Origin of the sequence: Microbacterium sp. SORGH_AS_0888, from assembly GCF_030818905.1 — a bacterium.
Lineage (GTDB): Bacteria > Actinomycetota > Actinomycetes > Actinomycetales > Microbacteriaceae > Microbacterium.
In genome coordinates this window covers 1,605,886-1,629,397 of the sequence record NZ_JAUTAZ010000001.1, presented here as the reverse complement: position 1 = coordinate 1,629,397, position 23,512 = coordinate 1,605,886, and the positions used below count along the sequence as shown (strand labels likewise).

General features: G+C 73.3%; 20 protein-coding genes and 1 pseudogene. 12 read left to right on the top strand and 9 right to left on the bottom strand.

What is annotated here, in order from left to right; genetic code table 11:
* Window positions 1-79 precede the first annotated feature (79 nt).
* The 4 genes from QE381_RS07970 to QE381_RS07955 are packed head-to-tail and all read right to left on the bottom strand — an operon-like array spanning window position 80 to window position 5,593.
* Window positions 80-2,383 carry a beta-glucosidase gene (locus QE381_RS07970; RefSeq protein ID WP_307217060.1) on the bottom strand — a complete coding sequence of 768 codons (2,304 nt, stop codon included), beginning with the start codon at window positions 2,381-2,383 and terminating at the stop codon, window positions 80-82.
* 8 nt (window positions 2,384-2,391) lie between these two features.
* The gene (locus QE381_RS07965; RefSeq protein WP_307217058.1) at window positions 2,392-3,276 is read right to left on the bottom strand and encodes a carbohydrate ABC transporter permease; all 885 of its coding nucleotides are present in this window, start codon (window positions 3,274-3,276) and stop codon (window positions 2,392-2,394) included.
* A complete protein-coding gene (locus QE381_RS07960) occupies window positions 3,273-4,295 on the bottom strand; it encodes a carbohydrate ABC transporter permease (RefSeq protein ID WP_373426923.1) in 1,023 nt (340 codons plus the stop codon). The genes QE381_RS07965 and QE381_RS07960 overlap by 4 nt, the downstream gene beginning before the upstream one ends.
* Before the next feature lie 11 nt (window positions 4,296-4,306).
* Window positions 4,307-5,593 (bottom strand): extracellular solute-binding protein, encoded by a 1,287-nt coding sequence (locus QE381_RS07955; protein WP_307217056.1) that lies wholly within the window; start codon window positions 5,591-5,593, stop codon window positions 4,307-4,309.
* Between the two features lie 204 nt (window positions 5,594-5,797).
* Here QE381_RS07955 and QE381_RS07950 point away from each other — a divergent pair, with 204 nt between their 5' ends.
* On the top strand, window positions 5,798-6,796 hold the full coding sequence (locus tag QE381_RS07950) for a LacI family DNA-binding transcriptional regulator (protein WP_307217054.1): 999 nt from the start codon (window positions 5,798-5,800) through the stop codon (window positions 6,794-6,796).
* Between the two features lie 51 nt (window positions 6,797-6,847).
* On the top strand, window positions 6,848-8,386 hold the full coding sequence (locus QE381_RS07945) for a glycoside hydrolase family 43 protein (RefSeq protein ID WP_307217053.1): 1,539 nt from the start codon (window positions 6,848-6,850) through the stop codon (window positions 8,384-8,386).
* Between the two features lie 10 nt (window positions 8,387-8,396).
* Here QE381_RS07945 and QE381_RS07940 read toward each other — a convergent pair whose 3' ends face one another.
* Window positions 8,397-9,545, bottom strand: a complete 1,149-nt coding sequence (locus tag QE381_RS07940; RefSeq protein ID WP_307217051.1) for an ROK family transcriptional regulator — start codon at window positions 9,543-9,545, stop codon at window positions 8,397-8,399.
* A gap of 56 nt (window positions 9,546-9,601) precedes the next feature.
* Here QE381_RS07940 and xylA point away from each other — a divergent pair, with 56 nt between their 5' ends.
* The 4 genes from xylA (at window position 9,602) to QE381_RS07920 (ending at window position 13,821) form a co-directional block, all read left to right on the top strand.
* Window positions 9,602-10,789, top strand: a complete 1,188-nt coding sequence (gene xylA / locus QE381_RS07935; protein WP_307217048.1) for a xylose isomerase — start codon at window positions 9,602-9,604, stop codon at window positions 10,787-10,789.
* Window positions 10,790-10,901: 112 nt separating this feature from the next.
* On the top strand, window positions 10,902-12,206 hold the full coding sequence (gene xylB, locus QE381_RS07930; protein WP_307217046.1) for a xylulokinase: 1,305 nt from the start codon (window positions 10,902-10,904) through the stop codon (window positions 12,204-12,206).
* Between the two features lie 57 nt (window positions 12,207-12,263).
* Window positions 12,264-12,947 carry a GTP pyrophosphokinase family protein gene (locus QE381_RS07925; RefSeq protein ID WP_307217044.1) on the top strand — a complete coding sequence of 228 codons (684 nt, stop codon included), beginning with the start codon at window positions 12,264-12,266 and terminating at the stop codon, window positions 12,945-12,947.
* Window positions 12,948-13,038: 91 nt separating this feature from the next.
* Window positions 13,039-13,821, top strand: a complete 783-nt coding sequence (locus tag QE381_RS07920; protein WP_307217042.1) for a lytic murein transglycosylase — start codon at window positions 13,039-13,041, stop codon at window positions 13,819-13,821.
* 9 nt (window positions 13,822-13,830) lie between these two features.
* On the opposite strand, the gene QE381_RS07915 is transcribed toward QE381_RS07920, so the two are convergent.
* Window positions 13,831-14,154, bottom strand: coding sequence for a hypothetical protein (locus tag QE381_RS07915; RefSeq protein WP_307217040.1), 324 nt, complete (start codon window positions 14,152-14,154; stop codon window positions 13,831-13,833).
* Window positions 14,155-14,223: 69 nt separating this feature from the next.
* Here QE381_RS07915 and QE381_RS07910 point away from each other — a divergent pair, with 69 nt between their 5' ends.
* From QE381_RS07910 to QE381_RS07890, 5 genes and pseudogenes are all read left to right on the top strand, one after another.
* Window positions 14,224-14,541 (top strand): ATP-dependent DNA ligase, encoded by a 318-nt coding sequence (locus QE381_RS07910; protein ID WP_307217038.1) that lies wholly within the window; start codon window positions 14,224-14,226, stop codon window positions 14,539-14,541.
* 281 nt (window positions 14,542-14,822) lie between these two features.
* Window positions 14,823-15,674 (top strand): alpha/beta fold hydrolase, encoded by an 852-nt coding sequence (locus QE381_RS07905; protein WP_307217037.1) that lies wholly within the window; start codon window positions 14,823-14,825, stop codon window positions 15,672-15,674.
* Window positions 15,675-15,793: 119 nt separating this feature from the next.
* Window positions 15,794-17,470 (top strand): LuxR C-terminal-related transcriptional regulator, encoded by a 1,677-nt coding sequence (locus QE381_RS07900; RefSeq protein WP_307217035.1) that lies wholly within the window; start codon window positions 15,794-15,796, stop codon window positions 17,468-17,470.
* Window positions 17,471-17,697: 227 nt separating this feature from the next.
* Entirely contained in the window at window positions 17,698-18,747 is a 1,050-nt protein-coding gene (locus tag QE381_RS07895) for a biotin/lipoate A/B protein ligase family protein (protein WP_307217033.1), read from the top strand.
* Window positions 18,726-19,657, top strand: a pseudogene (locus QE381_RS07890) (site-specific DNA-methyltransferase). Before QE381_RS07895 ends, QE381_RS07890 begins: the two are co-directional and overlap by 22 nt.
* Window positions 19,658-19,800: 143 nt before the next feature.
* Here QE381_RS07890 and QE381_RS07885 read toward each other — a convergent pair.
* The 3 genes from QE381_RS07885 to coaBC form a co-directional block, all read right to left on the bottom strand.
* Window positions 19,801-20,103: a hypothetical protein gene (locus QE381_RS07885; protein ID WP_307217031.1), complete on the bottom strand. Its 303-nt coding sequence runs from the start codon at window positions 20,101-20,103 to the stop codon at window positions 19,801-19,803.
* A gap of 175 nt (window positions 20,104-20,278) precedes the next feature.
* Window positions 20,279-21,430, bottom strand: a complete 1,152-nt coding sequence (locus QE381_RS07880) for an MFS transporter (protein WP_307217029.1) — start codon at window positions 21,428-21,430, stop codon at window positions 20,279-20,281.
* A gap of 115 nt (window positions 21,431-21,545) precedes the next feature.
* The gene (gene coaBC, locus QE381_RS07875) at window positions 21,546-22,745 is read right to left on the bottom strand and encodes a bifunctional phosphopantothenoylcysteine decarboxylase/phosphopantothenate--cysteine ligase CoaBC (protein ID WP_307217028.1); all 1,200 of its coding nucleotides are present in this window, start codon (window positions 22,743-22,745) and stop codon (window positions 21,546-21,548) included.
* 34 nt (window positions 22,746-22,779) lie between these two features.
* Here coaBC and QE381_RS07870 point away from each other — a divergent pair, with 34 nt between their 5' ends.
* Window positions 22,780-23,493, top strand: a complete 714-nt coding sequence (locus QE381_RS07870) for an NRDE family protein (RefSeq protein ID WP_307217026.1) — start codon at window positions 22,780-22,782, stop codon at window positions 23,491-23,493.
* Window positions 23,494-23,512 lie beyond the last annotated feature (19 nt).

The following is a 23,512-nucleotide window of genomic DNA, read 5'->3' as shown; positions in this document are numbered from 1 at the left end:
TCGTGCGCCGAGACCGGCGAGAAAACCACCGGTCTCGGCGCCGCGGACTGGTCTCGCGGTCAAGGTGGGGGCGCGGGGGCTAGGGGAGGGGGCGGAGGGCGGCGCGGGCCTGGCGGGGGGTGGATGCGGTGACCTCGAAGAGATCGCCCGTCAGGGTGAGCGTGGCCCCGGTCTCGCGCTCGGCGCACGACGGGCCCACCCACAGCTCGACCTCGCCGGGCTCGACGACGCGCCGCATCCGCCGGTCGCTGAACGCGAGGCGGGATGCCGGCACCTCGAACGCGACCTCGGTCGCCGCTCCGGGCTCGAGGTCGACGCGGGCGTAGGCGAGCAGCTGCGCCACCGGCCGCGTGACCGACCCCACGACGTCGCGCGCGTACAGCTGCACGACGTCGGTGCCGGCGCGCGTTCCCGTGTTCCGCACCCACACGGTGGCGGTGAACGTGTCACCCGCCCGCACCTCGGGCGCGACGGTGAGGCCGGTGCGGGCGAACGTCGTGTACGAGAGCCCGAACCCGAACGGCCGCACGGGCGTGCTGTCGGCGCTCGTGATCTCGGACGGACCGCCCAGGGCCGGATGCAGGTACGTGTAGGGCTGTGCTCCCGCCGACCGCGGCATCGACACCGGCAGCCGACCCGACGGCGCGACGTCCCCGGCGAGGACGGCCGCCAAGGCAGTGGCGCCCTCCTCGCCGGGGAAGAACGACTGCAGCACCGAGACGGGTGCCGGCAGCTCGTCGAGCGCCCAGCCGATGGCGTAGGGCCGACCGGACAGCACGACGAGCACGACCGGCGTGCCGGTGGCTGCGACGGCCGTCACGAGCTCGCGCTGCACGCCCGGCAGCTCGAGCGACTCGACGTCGTTGCCCTCGCCCACCGTGCCGCGGCCGAAGAGGCCGGCCCGGTCGCCGACGGCGATGATGGCGACGTCCGCGTCCGCCGCCGCCGCGACGGCCGCGGCGATGCCCGTCCGGTCCTCCCCCTCGACGTCGCAGCCGCGCTCGACGGCGATCGCCGCATCCGGGAAGCGCGCGGACAACGCCTCGTGCAGTGTCGGGATCTCGAACCCCATCGGCGTCTCCGGATGGTGCGCCAGCACGTGGTTCGCGAACGAGTAGCAGCCCATCAGGGCCTCGGCCGCCGCCGCGTTGGGACCGAGCAGCGCGATGCGGGCGGGGGCGGCGAGCGGGAGCGGGGCGTCGTTGCGCAGCAGGACGATCGACTCCTCGGCGATCCGCCGGGCCAGCCGCCGGTGCGCGGGCGAGTCGAGCTCGACGCTCTCCGGGGGAGAGGCGAAGTCCGCGTCCAGCAGCCCGAGCTCCTCCTTCTGCGCGAGCACGCGCCGCACGGCGCGGTCCACGAGCGAGGCGGGGACCTCGCCCGAGCGCACGAGCTCCGCGAGCTCCGGATAGGCATCGCCGGTGGGCAGCTCGACGTCGATCCCCGCCGTGAGGGCCAGCGCCGCCGCCCGGGCCTTGTCGGGCGCGACGGCGTGCATCGTGTGCAGGAAGGCGACGGCGAAGTAGTCGGCCACCACGACGCCGTCGAAGCCCCAGGTGTCGCGCAGCAGGTCGGTCAGCAGCTCGGATGCCGAGGCCACCGGGACGCCGTCGATCTCGGCGTAGGAGTTCATGACCGACCGCACGCCGCCGTCGCGCACGGCCATCTCGAACGGCGGCAGGAACACGTCCTGCAGCTCGCGTCGGCCCGCGTGCACCGGGGCGTGGTTGCGCGCGGCCTGCGATCCGGAGTAGCCGACGAAGTGCTTCAGCGTCGCGTGGACGCCCGAGCCCTGCAGCCCCCGGACGTACGCCGTGCCGATCGTCCCCACGACGTAGGGGTCCTCCGCGATGCACTCCTCCACGCGACCCCACCGGGGGTCGCGGATGACGTCGAGCACGGGGGCCAGACCCTGATGGATGCCGAGCTCGCGCATGGACGCGCCGATCACGGCGCCCAGCTCCTCGATCAGCGCGGGGTCGAAGCCGGCGCCCCAGGCGAGCGGGGAGGGGAACGTGGCCGCCTGCCACGCCGCGAGCCCCGTCAGGCACTCCTCGTGCACGAGCGCCGGGATGCCCAGGCGGGTCTCGGTGCGCAGGCGACGCTGCTCTGTCCACAGCCAGCGGGCGCGCTCGATGGGGTCGACCGGACGCGTGCCGTACACGCGGGTGAGGTGTCCGAGGCCGTGCACGGTCGCATCCTCGTAGCGCGTGGAGGTCGCCATCTCGTCGGACAGCGGGGCCACGACCTCGTCGCCCTGGTCGACCCAGAAGCCGACCAGCTGAGCCAGCTTCTCCTCGAGGGTCATCTCTGCCAGCAGGGCCTCGATGCGCGTGGAGGGGAGGGATGCCGCGGCCCGGTGCGCGGCGGTGTCGATCGTCATTCTTCTTCTCAGCCCTTCACCGCACCGGTCAGCCCGCCGACGATGCGTCGTTCGAACAGGCTGAAGAACACGAGCGCGGGGATCATCGACAGCGACGTGAACGCGAGCACTTTGGCCGTGTCGACCGCGTACTGCGAGGCGAACGCCTGGGTTCCCAGGGGCAGGGTGAAAGTCGCCTCGTTGTTCAGGATGAACAGCGGCAGCATGTACGAGTTCCAGCTGGCGATGAACGCGAGGATGCCGACGGTGATCACTCCCGGCAGCGACAGCGGCAGGACCATCCGCCAGAAGAAGCCGAGCCGGCTGCAGCCGTCGATCGACGCCGCCTCCTGCAGCTCATGGGGGATCGCGCCGAGGAACGGCACGAGGATGATGATGGTCATCGGAAGGGCGAAGGCGATCTGCGGCACGATGACGCCCGCGAGCGAGTTCATGAGCCCGAGGTCGCGGACGAGGATGTACAGCGGGGTGATCGCGACCGTCATCGGGAACATGAGGCCCGCGGTGAAGACGGCGTACACGACGCCGCGGCCGCGGAACGAGTAGCGCGAGAGCGCGAAGGCGGCCATGAGCCCGAGGCCGACCACGAAGGCGGTGGTCGCGACCGCGGCGATGGCGGAGTTGCCGACCTGCTGCCAGAACACGCCGCTCGTGAGCACGCCGAGATAGTTCTCCCCGTTCCAGGTCGAGGGCAGGCCGGATGGGTCCACCGTGATCTCGGAGTTCGTGCGGAAGCCGCCGATGATGATGTAGGCGACGGGCGCGAGCATGAGACCGATGAGGACCAGCGCGACGAAGTAGATGACGAGTCCGGACCCGCGGCGCGGGGGCTTCTGACCGGTGCGCGGCGGCCGGCGCGAGCCGGGCGCGACGATCGCGGCGGTGGCGGTCATCTGACACCTCCCGTGATGGCGCCCGCGGTGTCACGGCGCAGGACGAACCGCTGGTACACGAGAGCGATGATGAGCGAGATGAGGAACATGACGACGGCGACGGCGCTGCCGTAGCCGTAGCTGCCCGCGTTGCGGCCGTTGGCGACCATGTAGGTGGCCATGGTCGAGGTGCCGGCCGTCGAGGCGACGTACTGGCCCCAGATGATCCAGACGAGGTCGAACAGCTGCAGCGAGCCGATGATCGAGAGGAACGCCCAGATGCGGATGGTCGGGCCCATGAGGGGCAGGACGATGTGCCGCTGGATCTGCCAGTAGGACGCGCCGTCGATGGCCGCGGCCTCGCTGAGCTCCTCCGGGATGCCCTGGAGCCCGGCGAGGAAGAGGATGACGGCGAAGCCGACGTATTTCCAGGTGATGATGATCAACAGCGTCCAGATCGCGATGCCCGGGTCGGAGATCCAGTCGGTCCGCAGGAAGCCCAGCCCGATCTTCTCGAGCAGGCCGTTGAGCGCGCCGTCGGACTGCAGCATGAGGCTCCAGCCGAGTCCGACGACGACCTCGCTGATCACGTAGGGGACGAAGATCAGCACCCGGATGGCGGACTGGAAGCGGAGCTTGCGGTTCAGCAGCAGCGCGAGCCCGATCGCGATCGGTCCCTGCACCACGAGCGACATGACGACGATGAACGCGTTGTGGCCGAGCGCCTCGTGGAAGCCGGGGTCCGTGAGGATCGTCACGTAGTTCTTGATCCCGACGAAGTCGGTGGGGGTGCCGTAGCCGGACCAGCTGAAGAACCCGTAGTACGCGGCCATCGCGACCGGGAGGATCACGAAGGCGGCGAACACGATGAGCGCCGGCGCGATGAGGATCGTCAGCTCGGCCCGCGTCGCCCACCGCCGGCGCCGCGTCGACGCGCGGGCGGTGGGCGCGGCCGGGGGCAGCGCGGCGCCGCCCCCGGCCGGGAGGAGGCTCCCGGGCGCTGTCGCGTCGATGGTGGTGCTCTCGCTCACGGAAGCCATCCCTCCCTCCGTCAGGACTTGGCGGCCGCGGCGTTGACCGCGTCGACGATGTCCTGGGCGCCGCCCTTGCCCGCGAACATGTTGACGACCGCGACGTTGAGCGCGTTGCCGACGTTCTGGCCGTACACCGTGTCGAGCCACAGCACGACGTAGGGCGCCTTGCCGTAGGCGGCGAGGATGGCCTGCAGGGCGGGGTCGGTCACGGCCGACTGCGCCTCCGTGGATGCCGGCAGCGTCTGGAAGGCCTTGGCATAGCCCTCCTGCTGCTCCTTCTGCGTGATGAAGTTGAGGAAGTCCACGCACTCCTTCGGGGCGTTGACCCAGCACGAGAACCCGTCGACGCCGCCCATCATGGCGCCGGGCTCGCCGTCGCCGCCCGGGACCTCCGGGAAGGCGAACCAGCTGAGGTCCGCCAGCGGCTTCTGGTCGGGGGTGAGAGAGGCGATCACGCCCGGGTCCCAGGCGCCCATGAGCTCCATGGCGGCCTGGTGGTTGGCGATGAGGCCCGCGGACGAGCCCGCGCCCTGCTGCGCCGCGGTCGTGAGGAAGCCGTCGTTGAACGGCTTCGTGTCGACGAACGCCTGCAGGTTCTTGCCGGCCTCGAGCCAGCAGGGGTCGTCGAAGCTGCGGTCGGAGGCGGCCTTGTCGATCGCGTCCTTCGAGCATGCGCGCAGGGCGAAGTTGTAGTACCAGTGCGCGGCCGGCCACGCGTCCTTCGCCCCGACGGCGATGGGGGTGATGCCGGCTCCCTTGAGCTGGGCGTTGGTGCTCTCGAGCTGGTCGATCGTGGTGGGCGTGCTCGTCACACCGCCCTTGGCGAACAGCTCGGTGGAGTAGAAGATGCCGGAGGGGAGGATCGAGACCGGCATTCCGTAGTCCTTCCCGTCGACCTCGAACGCCGAGAGCGCTCCGCCGACGGCGGACTTCGCCTCGGGGCTGATCGCATCCGTGATGTCCATGACCTGGCCGGCCTTGACGACGTCCGCGAGCTTGCCGCCGCCGCGGGCCATGAAGATGTCGGGGGCGTCGCCGGAGTTGAGGGCGGTCTGAAGCTTGCCGTCCATCTCCTCGTTCTGGATCGCCTGGATCTCGATCTTCACCGTGGGGTGTGCGGCCTCGAAGGCCGCGGCGGTGTCCTGCCAGTACTGCTTGCCGTCACCCGTGGTCGAGTTGTGCCAGAACGTCAGCGTGACGGTGCCGTCGGCACCCGTGCCGGATCCGCCGCCGGTGCAGCCGCTGAGGGCGAGCGCCCCCGCGACCAGGACGGCGGCGCCGCCCAGGATCGTCCGGATTCTCATGTGATTCCAACCTCTTCTCATCATCGAGGCGCATCCCGGAGGGGGATGCGGCGGTATGGACACGACGGTTCGGGCACCTCTGCCTCGACGACCTCACGTCGTGCAAGACCCGGACGAGGGGACCGGGCGGTGTCAGTGTGACAATCCGGTGGGGGAGTGTCAAACGTTTTCGAAATCAATTTCCACGCGGCTATGCTGAGTCCGATGACGCGCAGAGCCACGATCCACGACGTCGCGGCGGCGGCCGGCGTCTCGGTCGCCACCGTGTCCAAGGCGGTCAACGGCCGCTACGGCGTCGCGCCCGAGACATCCGCGCGCGTCATGGCGGCGGTCGAGGCGCTGGGCTACGAGTCGAGCCTCGTCGCCAGCTCCATGCGCTCCCGCCGCACGGGTGTCATCGGGGTGCTGGTCGCCGACGTCGAGCCGTTCTCGGCGGAGGTCCTCAAGGGCGTGGCCCGCGGGCTCGCCGACACGAGCTACGACCTCATGGCCTACAGCGGGTCGCATCGTCAGGGACCGGGGTGGGAGCGCCGTTCGCTCAGCCGCCTGTCCGGAACGCTCATCGACGGGGTCATCATGGTGACCCCGACGGTCGTCAACATCGCGGCGGAGGTGCCCGTGGTCGCCGTCGATCCGCACACGGGCGGGGTCGACATCCCGACCGTGGAGGCCGACAGCTTCGGCGGCGCGCAGCAGGCCGTGCGCTATCTCGTCGGCCTCGGCCATCGGCGCATCGGATTCATCGCGGGACGCCCCGACCTGCGCTCCGCCGCGGCCCGCGACGCCGGATACCGCGCGGCGCTGTCCGAGGCCGGCATCCCCTTCGACCCGGCCCTGGTGGGCATCGGCCGGTACGAGGAGGATGTCGCCCGCGACGCCGCGCAGAGCATGCTCTCTCTCGCGGACAGGCCGACCGCGATCTTCGCGGCCAACGACCTGTCTGCGCTCTCGATCATCGCGGTGGCGCGCGAGGCGGGGCTCAGCGTGCCGCGCGACCTCTCGGTCGTGGGCTTCGACGACGTGCCCGAGGCGGCGCAGGCCGATCCCGGTCTCACGACCGTCCGTCAGCCCATGCAGCACATCGGCGAGGTGGCCGCGCGGCTCGTCATCGCGCTCATGAACGGCGAGACGCCCGAGGCGATGCACTACCGTCTCGCGACCCGGCTCGTGGAGCGCGGCACGACGGCGCCGCCGCGCGGCTGAGGGCGTCGCGCCCCCGCCGGCCACCCGCATCCGCCCCGACGAAGGAGTGACATGGGCCGTTACCGCAACCCGATCCTGCCCGGCTGCCATCCCGACCCGAGCATCTGCCGCCTCGGCGACCGCTACCTGCTCGTGACCTCGACGTTCGAGTACCTGCCGGGGCTGCCCGTGCACGCCTCGACGAACCTCGTCGACTGGGAGCTCGTCGGCCACGCGATCCACCGCGAGGAGCAGCTCGACCTGCGTGGACTGGACGGGTCGAGCGGCCTGTACGCCCCGACGATCCGCGTGGTCGGCGGCCGGCTCGTCGTCGTGTGCACGGTCGTCGGGTCGGAGGAGGGCCCCTGGTCCGGCCGGACCGGCCACTTCCTCGTGACCGCCGAGGATCCCGCGGGCCCCTGGTCCGACCCGGTCTGGATCGACGGTGTCGGCGGGTTCGACCCCTCGATCACGGTCGACGGCGACCGGGTCTGGCTCTGCGGCACGCGCCTGGCGGCGGCGGCCGAGTGGCCGGGCAGGACCGAGGTGTGGATCGCGGAGCTCGACCTCGAGAGCGGCGCGCTGCGCGGCGAGCCCGTGCCGATCTGGACGGGGGCCGCCGCCCGGGCGGTCTGGGCCGAGGGGCCGCACGTGCTGCCCCGCCCGGGCGGCGGATGGATGCTGTTGGCCGCCGAGGGCGGCACGGACCTCGACCACGCGGTCGTCACCGCCTACGCGGAGGAGATCACCGGCCCCTACACGGGCGACACCGGGAACCCGCGGCTCACGCACCGCGACCTGGGCTCCGGCGCCGAGATCGTCGCGGTCGGGCACGCCGATCTGGTCGACACGCCCGCGGGGGAGACCTGGGCCGTCGCGCTCGGGTCGCATCCCGTCGCTGGCCGCCGGGGGCTCCTCGGCCGGCGCACCTCGCTCGTGCCGGTCGGCTGGGAGGGCGCCCGGCCGCTGTTCGCGCCCGGCACGGCCCGTGTCGCCCCGGTGGTCGAGGCGCCCGGCGTGCCGGACGCCGCGCCGTGGCCGAGTCTCGTGGTGGACGACTTCGACGGGGTGACGCTCGACCCCGCCTGGAACGGCGTGGGCCGGATGCCGCAGCTGTTCGCGGATCCCGTCGCCCGTCCGGGGCACGTCAGGCTCCGGGCGGGCGACGACCCGGGGACCGTCGGGCTGCCCGCGTTCCTGGGGCGTCGGCTGCCGAGCGAGCGGACACGCGTCGAGGCGACCGTGGCGACGGTGCCGGGCGAGGGGACGCTGCGGGCCGGCCTCCTCCTGCGCGTCGGCGAACGGCAGCTGCTCGAGCTCGCGGTCGACCGGGGCGGCGAGGTCGTGCTCGCGCGCGTCCAGGGCGGCCTGCGCGCCGAGCTGGCACGCGGGCGGGTCGCGGCATCCGGGCCGGTCCTGCTCGGGCTCGAGATCGTCGACCTGGTGGCGGCCGCATCCGTCGACGGGGTGCCGCTCGCGAGCGTCGACGTCGCGGGTCTCGCGCCGCTGCCGCCGCGGGGGTTCGTCGGGGCGTGGGTCGGGCCGTTCGCCGCCGGTGACGGCTTCGTCGACGTCGATCGGGTGGTGCTCGAGACGTTGCCGGGGGTGTGAGGAGGGGCGCCTAGGTGCCCGAGGGCGACGCCAGCAGCGGTGCGAAGGCGAGCTCGGCGGCGCCCACCAGCAGCCGGTCGTCGGCGAGCGACGCCGAGCGGATGTCGAGGTCCTCTGCGCACGCGGGCATCGACTGCGCGCGCACCTCGTCGACGAAGCCCGCCGGATCGCGCTCGGCGAGCATCGCGAGGAATCCGCCCAGCACCACCACCGACGGGTTCAGCACATTGACCGCGTTCGCGAGCGCGGTGGCCAGGATGCGGCGCTGTCGGGCGATCTCGTCGCGCACCGTCCGGTCGCTCGCGCCCGCGAGGGCCGCCGCCAGCGCGGCGTCGTCGCTCGCGCCGAGGCCCGCCGCGGCGAGCAGCCGGTCGCGGTTGACCTCGTCCTCCAGCACGCCGCCGGGCACGCGGCGGTCGGCGGCGTCCTCGATGCCGGGCCGGTTCTGGCCGAACTCCCCGGCGTAGCCGCCCGCGCCGCCCACTGGCATCCCGCCCACGATGAGGCCGCCGCCGATGCCGCTCGCGCCGCCGTTGAGGTAGACGACGTCGGCGGCGTCCCGCGCCGCCCCGAAGAGGTGCTCGGCGCGGGCGCCGAGGGTCGCATCGTTGCCGACCGCGGTCGCGATGCCCGTCGCGGCCTCGACCAGGTCGCGCAGCGGGACGTCGTGCCAGCCGAGGTGCGGCGCATCCCGCACGAGTCCGTCCCCGGCGCGGACGAGGCCCGGCACGGCGAGCCCGATCCCGACCGTGCGCGCGGGCGCCCAGCGCGTGAGCTGCGCGGCGATCGCGGCGACGGCGGACTCCGCGGTCGGGGGCGCGTCGAAGGGCAGGCGCACGCGGTCGCGCACGACGCGGTCGAGGCCCACGCGCGCCATCGTGAGCGCGTCGACCTCGGGGTTGGCGGCGACGGCGACGACGTCGGGGGACGCGTGCACGAGCGGGGAGGGCCGGCCGACGCGGCGCGCCGGGTCCGATCCCGACTGCGACACGAGGCCCTGGCGCTCGAGCTCGGCGACGAGGTCCGCGGTCGTGGACCGGTTGAGGCCGGTGCGTTCGGTGAGCGCGGCCCGGGCGAGCGGTCCCTCGCGGTGTATCAGGCCCAGGACGAGCGACAGGTTGCGTCGCCGCATCCCGGTCGTGTCCGCACTCGCGCTCATCGTCACATCGTAGTATGTTGTGAGCGGCAACTTATTGACTCGCGCGAAGGAGCGACATGCCCACCCCCACCCCCGCCGACAAGTTCACGTTCGGTCTCTGGACCATCGGCTACAACGGCGCCGACCCGTTCGGCGGGCCGACCCGCCCCGCTCTCGACGTCGTGCACGCCGTCGAGAAGCTCGCCGAGCTCGGTGCCTACGGGCTCACCTTCCACGACGACGACCTCTTCGCCTTCGGCTCGACGGAGGCCGAGCGCCAGACGCAGATCGACCGTCTCAAGGGCGCGCTGGCGGACACGGGCCTGACCGTGCCGATGGTGACGACCAACCTCTTCAGCGCCCCGGTCTTCAAGGACGGCGGCTTCACCTCCAACGACCGCGCCGTGCGCCGGTACGCGATCCGCAAGGTGCTGCGCCAGCTCGACCTTGGCGCCGAGCTCGGCGCCAAGACGTTCGTCATGTGGGGCGGCCGCGAGGGCGCCGAGTACGACTCCGCGAAGGACATCCGCCAGGCGCTCGAGCGCTACCGCGAGGCCGTCAACTTCCTCGGCGACTACGTCGTCGACAAGGGCTACGACATCCGCTTCGCGATCGAGCCGAAGCCGAACGAGCCCCGCGGCGACATCCTGCTTCCGACGCTCGGGCACGCGCTCGCCTTCATCGACTCGCTCGAGCGTCCCGAGCTCGTGGGACTGAACCCCGAGGTCGGGCACGAGCAGATGGCGGGTCTGAACTTCGCCGCCGGCATCGCCCAGGCGCTGTATCACGGCAAGCTCTTCCACATCGACCTCAACGGTCAGCGGGGCATCAAGTACGACCAGGACCTCGTGTTCGGCCACGGCGACCTGCACAACGCGTTCGCCCTCGTCGACCTGCTCGAGAACGGCGGTCCCGGCGGAGTCCCGGCCTACGACGGCCCGCGCCACTTCGACTACAAGCCCTCCCGCACCGAGGACGAGACCGGCGTCTGGGAGTCGGCCGCGGCCAACATGCGCACCTACCTGCTGCTCAAGGAGCGTGCGGCCGCGTTCCGCGCCGACCCCGAGGTGCAGGAGGCGCTCGCCGCCGCCCGCGTCCCGGAGCTCGCGCAGCCGACGTTCGGCGAGGGCGAGACGTACGACGACTTCGTCGCCGACCGCTCCGCCTATGAGGACTTCGCGGCCGACGAGTACTTCGGCGGCAAGGGCTTCGGCTTCGTGCGGCTTCAGCAGCTCGCGACCGAGCACCTGCTCGGCGCGCGCTGACCCGCATCCCCTGACCGCGAGACCAGTCTCGCGCGCCGAGACCGGTGGGTTTCCCGCCGGTCTCGGCGCCGCGGACTGGTCTCGCGGTAAGCCAGTACGAAGGAGGGGCGCCATGGCGCTCGTGGCGGGGGTCGACTCGTCGACCCAGTCGTGCAAGGTCGTCGTGGTCGACACGGCCACCGGGGAGATCGTCCGGCAGGGGCGCGCGTCGCACCCCGACGGCACGGAGGTCGACCCCGCCGCCTGGTGGGACGCCCTGCAGGCGGCGATCGCGGATGCCGGTGGTCTGGCGGATGTCGCGGCCTGGTCGATCGGCGGCCAGCAGCACGGCATGGTCGCCCTCGACGCGGAGGGCCGCGTCGTGCGCCCCGCGCTGCTGTGGAACGACACCCGCTCGGCGGGAGCGGCGCGCGACCTCATCGCCGAGTTCGGCGCCCCGGCGCTCGCCGAGCGCACGGGGCTCGTGCCGGTCGCGTCGTTCACGATCACCAAGCTCCGCTGGCTCCGCGACGCCGAGCCGCATCGCGCGTCGCGCGTCGCCGCCGTCGCCCTCCCGCACGACTGGCTCACCTGGCGGCTGCGCGGGTTCGGCCCCGCCGGCGAGTCGCCGCGCGGTCCGGTGCTCGAGGAGCTCGTCACCGACCGCTCCGACGCCTCCGGCACCGGCTACTGGCGTCCCGACACCGGCGACTACGACCGCGAGCTGCTCGTGGCCGCCCTCGGCCACGACGCGATCCTGCCGCGCGTGCTCGGGCCGTCGCAGTGGGTCACGGATGCCGAGGGTCGCCGCGTCGGCCCCGGCGCGGGGGACAACGCCGGCGCTGCGCTGGGCGTGGGGGCCGCCGCGGGGGATGTCGTCGTCTCGATCGGCACCAGCGGCACGGTGTTCGCGGTCAGCGCCGAGCGGACGATCGATCCCTCCGGGACGGTCGCGGGGTTCGCCGACGCCTCGGGCAGCTACCTGCCGATCGTGGTCACGCTCAACGCGGCCCGTGTCCTCGACGCGATCGCGCGGCTGCTGGGCGTCGACCACGCCGGTCTCAGCGACCTCGCCCTCGCCGCCGAGCCGGGGGCGGCGGGGCTGACCCTCGTGCCCTACTTCGAGGGGGAGCGCACGCCCAACCTCCCGGATGCGACCGCATCGCTGACGGGGATGACGCTGGCCTCCACGACGCGGGAGAACCTCGCGCGCGCGGCGGTCGAGGGCATGCTCTCGGGTCTGGGCGCGGGCCTGGACGCCCTCCGCGAGCTCGGCGTGCCGCTGCGCCGGGCGCTGCTGATCGGGGGCGCCGCCCAGTCGCCCGCGGTGCGCGCGGTCGCGCCGGGCGTGCTGGGGCTTCCGGTCGAGGTGCCGGCTCCCGGCGAGTACGTGGCGCTCGGCGCCGCACGGCAGGCGGCATCCGTGCTCGCGGCGTGACGCGGCCGGCGCGCGACGCATCGTCGGCTCCCAGCAACGGGTCGTAGGGTCGGGCGCATGACGATTCCCCTCGACGCGGAGCCCGTCTACGTCTCGATCGCCGAGCTCCATGCCGCCCGTGATCAGATCCAGCGCTTCCTGCTGGAGTATCGCTTCGGGATGCAGGAGATCGAGACCAAGATCTCGATCCTCCGCGACGAGTTCCTGAACATGCACGACTACAACCCGATCGAGCATGTGACGAGCCGGGTCAAGTCGCCCGACAGCCTCGTCGAGAAGGTGGCGCGCAAGGGCATCGATCCCGGGTTCGAGTCGATCCGCGAGCACATCACCGATGTGGCCGGCGTCCGCGTCACGTGCAGCTTCACGGCCGACGCGTACCGGCTGTTCGACCTGCTCACCCGGCAGGACGACATCACGGTGCGCGCGGTGAAGGACTACATCGCCGAGCCGAAGCCGAACGGCTACAAGAGCCTGCACGCGATCGTCGAGGTGCCCGTGTTCCTCTCGACGGGCACGGTGCAGGTGCCCGTCGAGGTCCAGTTCCGCACGATCGCGATGGACTTCTGGGCGAGCCTCGAGCACAAGATCCATTACAAGTACGCCGGGTCGGTCCCCGACCACCTCGTCGGGAGCCTGAAGGATGCCGCCGACACGGCCGCCGCGCTCGACGAGCGGATGGAGCGACTCCATCGCGAGCTCCGCGACCACCGCACGGCAGAGCCCGGCATGCCGGTCTGAGCGGCTCGCTCCCGTCCCCCTCGCCGTGGTAGCGTGCCGCGGGTCGCGCCGCGACCGCGTATCCGCCGTATCCGCCGGGAGGCCGAACGACATGGCACGCTCAGCCGCCGGGCAGCCGATCCTCGGGCGTCTGGCGCTCGTGCTGGCGCTCGGGGCCCTCGCGGCGTTCGCGGTCGGCGCGCTCGCCGCTGCGCAGGTGACGCACCGCGAGCCGCCGCGGCAGCCCGTGGCCTCCGCGAGCTCGGCGCCCGTCGCCGAGGCGCGCTTGCCGGATGCGGTCGAGGACGGCGCCGCGGGGCCCGGCGCCGCGGTCGCGCGGGTCGATGCGGGCTGGGCGGCCGAGGTCGCGGCGGCCACCGGCATCCCCGTCCGCGCCCTGTTCGCCTACGCCTCTGCGGCGCTCGTGCTCGGCGCTGAGGCCCCGGAGTGCGGGCTCGGCTGGAACACCCTCGCCGGCCTCGGCGCGATCGAGTCCGATCACGGCAGGCATGGCGGATCCGTGCTCGGCGAGGACGGGTTCCCGGCGCCGGCCATCCGGGGTCCGGCGCTCGACGGCGCGGGCGTCGCGGCGATCGCCGACACCGACGGCGATGCGTGGGACGGCGATGCGACGTGGGATCGCGCGATGGGGCCCCTCCAGGTCATCCCCGAGACCTGGCGCCGCTGGGGCGCCGACGCGGACGGGGACGGCAGGGCGAGCCCGGACGACATCGACGACGCCGCGCTCGCCGCGGCCCGCTACCTCTGCGCCGACGGCTCCGTCTCCTCGCCGGAGGAGTGGCGTCGCGCCGTCTTCTCCTACAACCACCTCGACAGCTATGTCGACGCCGTCGCCGACGCCGCGAACCGTTACGCGGCCGCGGTCAGCGGCTGACGCGTGCGATCAGGACGCCGCCGTCGCGCCGTTGGTGAGGTGCTCGGCGACGAGGAGGATGCCGCCGGACGAGTTCGCGGAGTTCGCGAGCTCTTCGATCCACTCGCGGCTGAGGGTCGCCGGCTCCGGGTCGTCGAAGACGAAACGCAACGGGATCGAGGGGTGCAGCCACACGGTCGTCCGGCCCCGCGGGGCGTCGTCCGGGTGGCGCCAGGAGAGCGTGAAGCTCTCGCCACGGCGGAGCTTCGTGGCGATGACCACCTTCAGATGCGCCAGGGCGCGGTCTTCGATGTCGATCGGCGTGCTGGAGCCGCCGTAGTAGATCGTGCCCATGTGCTCACCATAGCTCGGATCGTCCGCGCCAGGGCAGAACGCGTGACATCAGCCGTTTATGCTCGGTGCGTGGGCCGATTCATCTATGACACCAACGCGAACGCCGTGGACATCGAGGACCGCACACTCGCGCATCTCCGGATCGTCATCATGAACAAGCTGCGCCGAGCCGAGCCGTTCATGTTCGACGTCGAGGTCGGCGACGGCAGCGGCCGACGCAGCTTCTGGGTGCACCCTTCCGTTCCGCTCCAGTTCCACTTCTACGGCAGTCGCCCGCCGCGCATCAACCGCGCCTGGGTCGAGGAGCTCATGCTCGCCGCCTCTGGGCCGAACGGGCTGTCGATCGTGCCCGAGCCCGCGGACGAGCTCCCGCCCCAGACGGCCTGATCCTTTCCGCAGGCTCCGGGTCTAGGCTCGGACCGCCGGTGTGTCAAGGCCGCTTCCCGCCGCCGGTGGGCGGCGCATCCTGGACCGCGGGCGCTGATCGACCCCGAGCGATCCAAGGAGGTGGCACATGCAACCGAGACCCGACGGTTCCGTGCCCGAGAACCACGACGACGCACTCACGTTCGAAGAGGTCCCCGGGATCGACGTCGTCGACGGCGAGCTGCTTCCCCGCCGACCGGAGTGAGGCGGAGGGCGCGCACGCCGTGCTCTAGCGTGAGGGGATGCCCGAGTTCACCGACGCCCATGGCGTCGTCATCGTGTACGACCGCCATCCCGCCCGCACCGCGAGCCCGCGCGCGGTCGTGCAGCTCCTGCACGGCGTGGGCGAGCACGCGGGGCGCTACGGCGCCCTCATCGATGCGCTGACCGGAGCGGGCTACACGGTGTACGCCGACGACCATCGCGGTCACGGGCGCACCGGGATGCGGCAGTGGCACGACCCCGCGCGTCTGGGCCGCCTCGGTCGAGGCGGCCATCCGGCGGCGGTGGCCGCGCTCTGGCAGCTCTCGCGTCTCATCCGCGAGGAGAACCCCGATCTGCCGCTCGTGCTCCTCGGCCATTCGTGGGGCTCGTTCCTCGCGCAGATCCTGCTGAACCGTCACCCCGACGCCTACGACGGCCTCGTGCTGTCCGGCTCCGCGCTGCGGACGCCCACGGGGCTCAACGCCGGTGACCTCAATGCGCCGTGGGCCGGCGCCGGGGCCAGCGGGGTGGAGTGGCTCTCGAGCGATCCGGAGGTCGGGCGGGCCTTCCTCGCCGATCCGCTCACGACGAGCATCCCCCTGCTGCGCCTGTTCGGCCCCCTCGACGCCGTCCGTCTGTACGGCCGTCCCCGCAGGGATCCGGGCGTCGACGTCCCCGCCCTGCTGATGGTGGGCGGTGACGACACGGTGGGCGGGCCCCGCAGCGTGCACCGGCTGGCCGCGGCCTATCGAGAGCGCTCCGGCTTCACCGACGTCACGACCCTCGTGTACCCCGGCGCCCGACACGAGATCTTCAACGAGATCCAGCAGGCCGACGTGCGCGCCGACCTGCTGGCCTGGCTCGACCGGCGCTTTCCCGCGCGCGACTGACGACACGCGCCGCCGTACATAGGGGTTTCGGCGGAATCGTGTCGGCGGGCGCGCCCCGGACCCCCGCCGCATGGCACGATCCTTCCTGCGGGGCGGGACCTCCGCGCCGAGGGGAATCGATGGTCACAGGGGGCGATGCCGGCGATGACGCCTGGCAGGTGACGGAGCGCGCGCTGCTCGCGGTGTTCACCGGGGACGCCGACGCGGAGCTGCGCCGTCTCGGAGCGCCGGTGGCCGCGCAGCGCACGGGCGACCGGGCACTGCGCGAGGTGGCCGCGACGATCGCCGCGGTCGCCGCGTGCCGATTCGACGAGGCGGCGGAGCACGGCGCAGCGGCGCTGGAAGCGGCGGAGGGATGTCGCACCCCGGTGCGGCGGCTGGCCGCCGCGGCCGCGCTCACGGCCGACGCGATGTCCGGCACCGCCCACGCCGCTCGCAGCGGCATCACGGTGCCCGGTGTCGCGACCCTGCTCGCGGAGCCGGGGCGCGGCGCGCTGCTCACGCGCTATCTCCTCGCCGAGGCGGCCCTGAGCTCCGGCGCCTTCGACGCCGCGCAGCAGCTGGTCGACGGGTCGGGGCTCGCCCCCGGACAGGCGAGCGCGACGCGCGAGGGTCCCGTGGACGGCGCGGCCCTCGCGCTGCAGCTCCTCTCGGCGCGCAGCAACGCCTTCCACGCGCGTGTCGCCGACGTGCGGCGCATCCAGCAGGGCCTCGCGCGCTACGACGACCGCATCCCGCCGCGCGTGGAGACGGTCCTGCGTGCGATCGAGTGCTACGGCGCCGCGCTGGCGTCCGACCGTGATCGGTTCTCGGCCCTCGCCGAGCTCGTCCTGGCCCGTGCCCGTGCGGACCGCAACTACCTCTCGGTCGGTGCCTGCCTCTACGTCGCCTGGGCCTTCCGCGCCGCCGGACAGCTGCAGCGCTCCGCGTCCCTCCTCGTCGCCACGGCCGGCGCCGACCTCTCCCGCTGCAAGATCTGGGACCGCGCCTTCGCCGCCGAGCTGTTGGTCGAGGCGGCCCTCGAGCGGGGCGACCGCTACCGCGCGGGCCTGATCGCGCGGCAGGCGGCTCCGCTGGTGCGGCATGTGGTCGCCGCGTCGTCCGTGACGCGCACGCAGGGCGCCCTGGCGGTCTCGGCGGGACGGCTCGCCGAGGCGGAGGCGCTTGCGCTCGCGTCGATCCGCCTCGACGAGGCCGCGGGCGCGATCTCCGAGGTGCAGCGCGGTCGCATGATGCAGGCCCGCGCGCTGTCGGCGAGCGATCCGGTGGCCGCCGCCGCGCTGTTGGAGCGCGTCGCGGTGGCGTCCCAGGCGGTCGGCAACGAGGCGATGCGCGCGACCGCCGCGCGCAGGTGGCGGGAGCTCTCGCCCCGGCTGCCGAGCGCGGTCGGCGGTGTCGCGCTGCTCACGCCGCGTCAGCGCGAGGTCGCGGTGCTGGTCACCGAGGGGCACAGCAACGAGGCCATCGCGCAGGCCCTCTTCGTCTCACCCCGCACCGTGCAGTCGCACGTCGCCGACATCCTGCGCTTCACGGGCGCCCGGTCGCGGGCCGAGATCGCGGCCGCGCTGGCGCGGCCCGTCGGCGACGAGCTCGCCGTGCTGACCGCCCGTCAGCGTCAGATCGCCCACCTGATCGCGCGGGGCAGCCGCAACGCCGAGATCGCGGCCGAGCTCGGCGTGAGCGAGAAGACCGTGGAGAACCACGTCTCGGCCCTCATGGACCGCCTCGGGGTGCGTTCGCGCGCGGCGGTCGCGGGTCTCGCCGCGGGCGCGCGCCCCTCTGACGACGTGTCGTGACGCGTCGTCGTCGCGGCGCCGAGGCCGCCCCGACGCGATCGAGGGCATGGGCAGGAGGGTCCCGGGGGAAGGATCCGTCGACGGTCCGTCGCGGCCGAGGGTCGAGGCCGCCGCACTCCCTCGATCATGGTGTGCGCGGGTGCGCGCGGACATGAGGGATCCGGCGGATTCGTCTCCCGCCCGCCGTGCCCGCGGCATCCGTCGCCCGCGCGCATAGGCTGAGAGGCATGCACGGGGAGTACAAGGTTCCGGGCGGCAAGCTCGTCGTCGTCGATCTCGAGGTCCGGGACGGGCACATCGCCGAGTTCCACCTGGCGGGCGACTTCTTCCTCGAGCCGGATGACGCGCTCGCCGACATCGACGCCGCCGTCACCGGGCTCCCGGTCGAGACGGATGCGTCCGCGATCGCCGCCGCGGTCCGCTCCGCTCTCCCCGAGGGCGCCCAGCTGCTCGGGTTCACGCCCGAGGCGGTGGGCACGGCCGTGCGCCGTGCGCTCGTGACGGCGCCCGGCTGGAACGCGTTCGACTGGGAGGTCGTGCACGAGCCGCCCGTCACGGCGCGCATGAACCTCGCGCTCGACGAGGTGCTCACGACCCGCGTCGGCGACGGCCGTCGCAACCCCACCCTGCGGCTGTGGGAGTGGAACGAGTCGGCCGTCATCATCGGGTCCTTCCAGTCGTATCGCAACGAGGTCGACCCCGCGGGGGCCGCCCGTCACGGCTACGACGTCGCTCGCCGCATCTCCGGAGGCGGGGCGATGCTCATGGGGGCGAACGCGATCGTGACGTACTCGCTGTACGTGCCGGCATCCCTCGTCGCCGGCATGACCTTCGCCGACTCCTATGCGTTCCTCGACGACTGGGTGCTCGAGGCGCTGCGCTCCCTCGGCATCGACGCGGTCTATCAGCCCCTCAACGACATCGCCGGACCCCACGGCAAGATCGGGGGAGCCGCGCAGAAGCGGCTCGCGAACGGCGGGGTCCTGCACCACGCGACCCTTTCGTACGACATGGACGGCGAGGTCATGGCCGAGGTGCTGCGCATCGGCCGGGAGAAGCTCAGCGACAAGGGGACCACCTCCGCCGCGAAGCGCGTCGATCCGCTCCGTTCGCAGACCGGGCTGCCGCGCGAGGCGATCGTCGAGCGCTTCATCGAGACCTTCACGAAGCGCTACGGGGCGGTGCCGGGGCGGATCACGGACGAGGAGTACGCGGAGGCGGAGGCGCTGGTCGCGTCGAAGTTCGCGACCGACGCGTGGCTGCACCGGGTCCCGTGAGCGACCCCGCCCGCCCAGGGACCGTCCGCATCCACCAGGGCGACAACCTCGACGTCGCCCGCACGCTCCCCGACGCCGCCTTCACGCTGATCTACCTCGATCCGCCGTTCAACACCGGTCGCACCCGCCACCGCGCGCCCTGGAGTCGGCGGTCAGGACCCCCGACCCGGTGGCGGGGGAGCACGCCTCCGACGGCGCACCGGCTCCGGCGCCGAGCCCTGTGCGCGGCGAGGTCAAGCGCGGCTTCCGCGGCACGAGCTACGAGCGGCTGCGCGGGGACCTGCGGGCCTACGACGACCGGTTCGACGACTACTGGGGCTTCCTGGAGCCGCGTCTCGCGGAGGCCTGGCGGCTGCTCGCCGACGACGGCACCCTCTACCTGCACCTCGACTACCGCGAGGCGCACTACGCGAAGGTCCTGCTCGACGCCGTCTTCGGGCGCGAGCGCTTCCTCAACGAGCTGATCTGGGCCTACGACTACGGGGCGAAGAGCAAGCGGCGCTGGCCCACCAAGCACGACACGATCCTCGTGTACGTCAAGGACCCGGACGCCTACTGGTTCGACTCCGAGCAGGTGGACCGGGAGCCGTACATGGCGCCGGGCCTCGTCACCGCCGAGAAGGCGGCCCGCGGGAAGCTGCCGACGGATGTCTGGTGGCACACGATCGTGCCGACGTCCGGTCGCGAGAAGACGGGCTACCCGACCCAGAAGCCCGAGGGCATCCTCCGGCGCATCGTGCAGGCCTCCACCCGGCCGGGCGATGCCGTGCTGGACCTGTTCGCCGGGTCCGGGACGACCGGCGCCGTCGCCTCCGGGCTCGGACGCCACGCCGTGCTCGTGGACAGCAACCCGGAGGCGGTCGCGGTGATGCGCCGGCGCATGCCGCACGCCGAGCTCGTGACCGTCTGAGCCCGGCCCGCCCGCGCCCCGCCGCCCCCGCCGGATCAGGACCCTGTGCGCAGGCAGGCGCTTCTGTGCGCGCAGCATCCTGATCCTGCGCGATGTCCTGATCCGGGCGGAGAGGATGCGGTCTGCTCAGGAGAGGACGTCGGCTACTCGGTCTGCTCCTCGACGAGCATGATCCCGCCGGAGGAGTTCGCGCTCGTGGCCAGCTGCTCGAGGTAGCGGGGGCTGAGCGCCACGGGCTCGGGATCGTCGAACACGAAGCGCAGCGGAATGGACGGCGAGATCCAGATCGTGCTGCGTCCCGGGGTCTCGTCGGGACGGTGCGTCCAGGTGATCGTGAAGCTCTCGCCGCGCCGGAGCTTGGTGGCGATGACGACCTTGAGGTGGGCCAGTGCTCGGTCCTCGAAGCTCAGAGCCGTGTTGTCGTCGCCGTAGTACATCGTTCCCACGGGGGTCGAGGCTACGCGGGCGGGCCGGCGCGCGGATCGGGGGTTGACAGGGGGATGCGGAGGAACCCCCGCTGCGCGAGCCGCGCGGGCATCGCGGACCTGGACGGGAAGAGGCAGGACGTCTTCGTCGTCCCGGTGCCGGCGCTGCCGGACGAGGCCACGCGCGCCGGGGCCCTCAGCGGCGGCGGAGCGCGGGCAGGAGCGGGGCGGCGAGGGCCACGACGACGGCGGGGACGAGGAAGGCGGGACCGAGCGACGCGCCCGTCGCGATGAGGCCGAGAACGACCGCCCCCACGACGGCGCCGGCGTAGTTGAACAGGTTGACGCGGGCGATGACCTCGTCGCTCCGCTCGGGCAGCAGCTCCCCGGCCCGGCTGAAGGCGATCGGCACGAGCGCTCCGGCGGCCGCGCCCATGAGCGCGAACCCGGCGATCGCCGCGCCGACGGCGGGGAGCGTGGCCAGCAGCACCGCGCCGACCGCGACGAGGACGATCGCGACACCGCCCACCCGTACCCGGCCGAGGCGGCGGACCGCGGCGTCGGTGCCCAGGCGCGCCAGGAGCACGGCCGCGAGGTAGGCGCCGTAGCCGAGCGGGGTGAGGGCGGGGGCCGCCGCGAGTCCCTCGCTCAGATAGATCGCGCTCCAGCTCGAGACGGCCGCATCCACGACGAACGCGGCGAACACGAAGGATCCGACGATCCAGAGCGGCCGCCGCGGCAGCGGGACACGGTGCGCGGCGTCGTCGTCGACGCGCCGCGCGGCGCGCTGCGGGTCGAACCCGCGCACGCCCCAGACGGCGACCGCCGCCATCAGCGCGGCGGCCGCCAGGAGCGTCAGCCAGGCCGGCGCCGCCACCGCCAGCACCCCGGCGGTGGCGGCGGTCGCGACGATCGCGGCGGCCGTGTACGCGGCGTACAGCGAGCCGAACAGGGGACGGGGATGCTGCCGCTGCACGATCGCGCCCTGCATGTTCGAGGCCGCGTCCACGGTTCCGAGCCCGAGCCCGTAGACGGCGACGCCGACCGCGAGCACGGGGAACACCCCGGCGGCGCTCACCAGGACGAAGGCGAGCGCCTGGGTCGCGAGGCCGGCGACGAGCGCCTGACGGCTGCCCCAGCGCACCGCGATCAGATCGGCCGCGACCGATCCCGCCGCCGCCGCGAGGCACACGCCGAGCAGCAGGAGGGACACGACCGTGTCGTCGATGCCGACCCGCTGCTTCAGCGCGGGCAGCGCGGTCACGATCGCGGCGTAGCCGAGACCCTGCGCGGCGTAGGCGGCGCTGACGGCGACACGGGCTCCGGCGGTGCGCGCGGGTGCGGTCACGGCGGTCTCCTCCCGGCGGAGAAGTTCCGCTGGGGTCATGAAACCGCGACGGGTCGGGTCATCGCAAGGGGAATCGCACGGCGGCGCGCCCGGCCCGTGGGCGACGACCTCGCGGTCAGCGGCTCGCGAGCACCGCGTCCCACACGGCGTCGGCGACCTGTCGTTTGGTGCCGGTGGCCGCGGCGAGCACGGCGCCGCCCTCGCCGATCACCCGCACCTCGTTCTCGACCTGCTCGAAGCCGCGCTCCCAGCCGACCTCGTTGACCACGAGCAGGTCGGCGCCCTTGCGTTCGCGCTTGCGGCGGGCGCGCGCGAGAAGCTCGTCCCCCGTGGCGGTCTCGGCGGCGAAGGCGACGATCGTCTGCCCCGCCGGGCGTGCGGCCGCCAGCCCCGCGACGATGTCCGGGTTCTCCACGAGCTCGAGCACGAGGCGTCCGGCGTTGGCCTCCTTGGTGAGCTTGGATGTCGCGACCTCGGCCGGCCGGTAGTCGGCCACCGCAGCCGCCATCACGACGACATCCGCCGTGGCCGCGGCATCCGTCACCCGCTCCTGCAGCTCGAGCGCGGTGCCCACGGCGGAGAGCGCGATGCCCGTGTGGGCCGCGTCGGCGCGCACGTCGGCGTCGACGTGCGCCACGATGAGGGTCACCTCGGCGCCGCGGTCGGCGGCGGCGCGGGCGAGGGCGACGCCCTGCCGGCCGCTCGAGCGGTTGCCGAGGAAGCGCACGGGGTCGAGCGGCTCGCGCGTGCCGCCCGCGGTGACGACCACGCGCAGGCCCGCGAGGTCGCGTCGGGCGACGAGCGCGAGGGCGGCGTCGGCGATGTCGTCCGGCTCGACGAGACGTCCGGGACCGCTGTCGCCGCCCGTGAGCGGCCCGTCGGCCGGTCCCACCACGTGCACGCCGCGTGCGCGCAGCGTCTCGATGTTGGCGACGGTGGCGGGATGCCGCCACATCTCGGCGTGCATCGCGGGGGCGACCACGACCGGCGCGGTCGTGGCGAGCAGCGTCGTGCCGAGCAGGTCGTCGGCGATGCCCGCGGCCATGCGCGCGAGCGTGTTCGCGGTGGCGGGCGCGACGATCACGAGGTCGGCGCGCTGGCCGAGGGAGACGTGCCGCACGGTCGCGACGTCGTCGTGCACGCTCGTCGTGACCGGGTTGCGGCTGATCGCCTCCCAGGTGGGAAGCCCCACGAACCGCAGGGCGTCCGCGGTCGGCACGACGTGCACCTCGTGCCCCTCGCCGATGAGCCGGCGCACGAGATGTACGGTCTTGTAGGCGGCGATCCCGCCCGTCACCCCGACGACGACGAACATCGCTCGATTCTCGCACGACCCCGAGGAGTTGCTCGTGTGCACCGTGGTCATCCACGTCCCGGAGGACGCCGCCGGGCCCGTGCGGCTGCTCGCGGTGCGGGACGAGGACCCCGCGCGCCCGTGGCGTCCGCTCGGCCGGTGGTGGCCGGATCAGCCGGACGTCGTCGGCGTGCAGGACGTCCGCGCCGGCGGCGCGTGGCTGGCGGCGGACGTCGCGCGGCGTCGGCTCGCGGTGCTCCTGAACCGCCGCGGGGGAGAGGCGCTGCCCGATGCGGCGGTCGTCTCGCGCGGCACGCTGGCGCTCGAGTCCGTGGCCGGGCGCTCGCCGGGCGAGCGGCCCCCGATGCGCGGGTTCAACCTGCTCGAGGTGGATGCGACATCCGCCCGCGTCGTGTCGTGGGACGGCGCGCAGCGCCGGGTGACGCCGATCGGCCCGGGAACGCACATGATCGCGCACGACGAGGTCGACGACCCCGCGACGGCGCGGATCTCGCACTGGCTCGAGCACTTCCGGCTCGCCGGGCCCGGCGAGGGCGAGCAGTGGTACGCGCCGTGGCTCGCCGTCGTCGAGCGCAGCGCCGAGCTGGGGCGGTTCGACGACCGCGCGATCATCCGCGACAACACGCCGCTCGGGTACCCGACGCTGTCGCTGCTCGTGTGCGCGGCGTCGGTCGGGCGCGACGGCGTCGAGCTGAGGTCCGCTCCGCTCCCGGTCCCCGGCCAGTGGTCCCCGCTCCGCCTCCGCTGACCCGCGACGCTACGGTGGG

Bases quoted from the DNA above. Each gene is read 5' to 3' on its own strand.
- QE381_RS07970 (WP_307217060.1), bottom strand. From the start codon at position 2,383: ATGACGATCGACACCGCCGCGCACCGGGCCGCGGCATCCCTCCCCTCC.
- QE381_RS07965 (WP_307217058.1), bottom strand. From the start codon at position 3,276: ATGACCGCCACCGCCGCGATCGTCGCGCCCGGCTCGCGCCGGCCGCCG.
- QE381_RS07960 (WP_373426923.1), bottom strand. From the start codon at position 4,295: ATGGCTTCCGTGAGCGAGAGCACCACCATCGACGCGACAGCGCCCGGG.
- QE381_RS07955 (WP_307217056.1), bottom strand. From the start codon at position 5,593: ATGAGAATCCGGACGATCCTGGGCGGCGCCGCCGTCCTGGTCGCGGGG.
- QE381_RS07950 (WP_307217054.1), top strand. From the start codon at position 5,798: ATGACGCGCAGAGCCACGATCCACGACGTCGCGGCGGCGGCCGGCGTC.
- QE381_RS07945 (WP_307217053.1), top strand. From the start codon at position 6,848: ATGGGCCGTTACCGCAACCCGATCCTGCCCGGCTGCCATCCCGACCCG.
- QE381_RS07940 (WP_307217051.1), bottom strand. From the start codon at position 9,545: ATGAGCGCGAGTGCGGACACGACCGGGATGCGGCGACGCAACCTGTCG.
- xylA (WP_307217048.1), top strand. From the start codon at position 9,602: ATGCCCACCCCCACCCCCGCCGACAAGTTCACGTTCGGTCTCTGGACC.
- xylB (WP_307217046.1), top strand. From the start codon at position 10,902: ATGGCGCTCGTGGCGGGGGTCGACTCGTCGACCCAGTCGTGCAAGGTC.
- QE381_RS07925 (WP_307217044.1), top strand. From the start codon at position 12,264: ATGACGATTCCCCTCGACGCGGAGCCCGTCTACGTCTCGATCGCCGAG.
- QE381_RS07920 (WP_307217042.1), top strand. From the start codon at position 13,039: ATGGCACGCTCAGCCGCCGGGCAGCCGATCCTCGGGCGTCTGGCGCTC.
- QE381_RS07915 (WP_307217040.1), bottom strand. From the start codon at position 14,154: ATGGGCACGATCTACTACGGCGGCTCCAGCACGCCGATCGACATCGAA.
- QE381_RS07905 (WP_307217037.1), top strand. From the start codon at position 14,823: ATGCCCGAGTTCACCGACGCCCATGGCGTCGTCATCGTGTACGACCGC.
- QE381_RS07900 (WP_307217035.1), top strand. From the start codon at position 15,794: ATGGTCACAGGGGGCGATGCCGGCGATGACGCCTGGCAGGTGACGGAG.
- QE381_RS07895 (WP_307217033.1), top strand. From the start codon at position 17,698: ATGCACGGGGAGTACAAGGTTCCGGGCGGCAAGCTCGTCGTCGTCGAT.
- coaBC (WP_307217028.1), bottom strand. From the start codon at position 22,745: ATGTTCGTCGTCGTCGGGGTGACGGGCGGGATCGCCGCCTACAAGACC.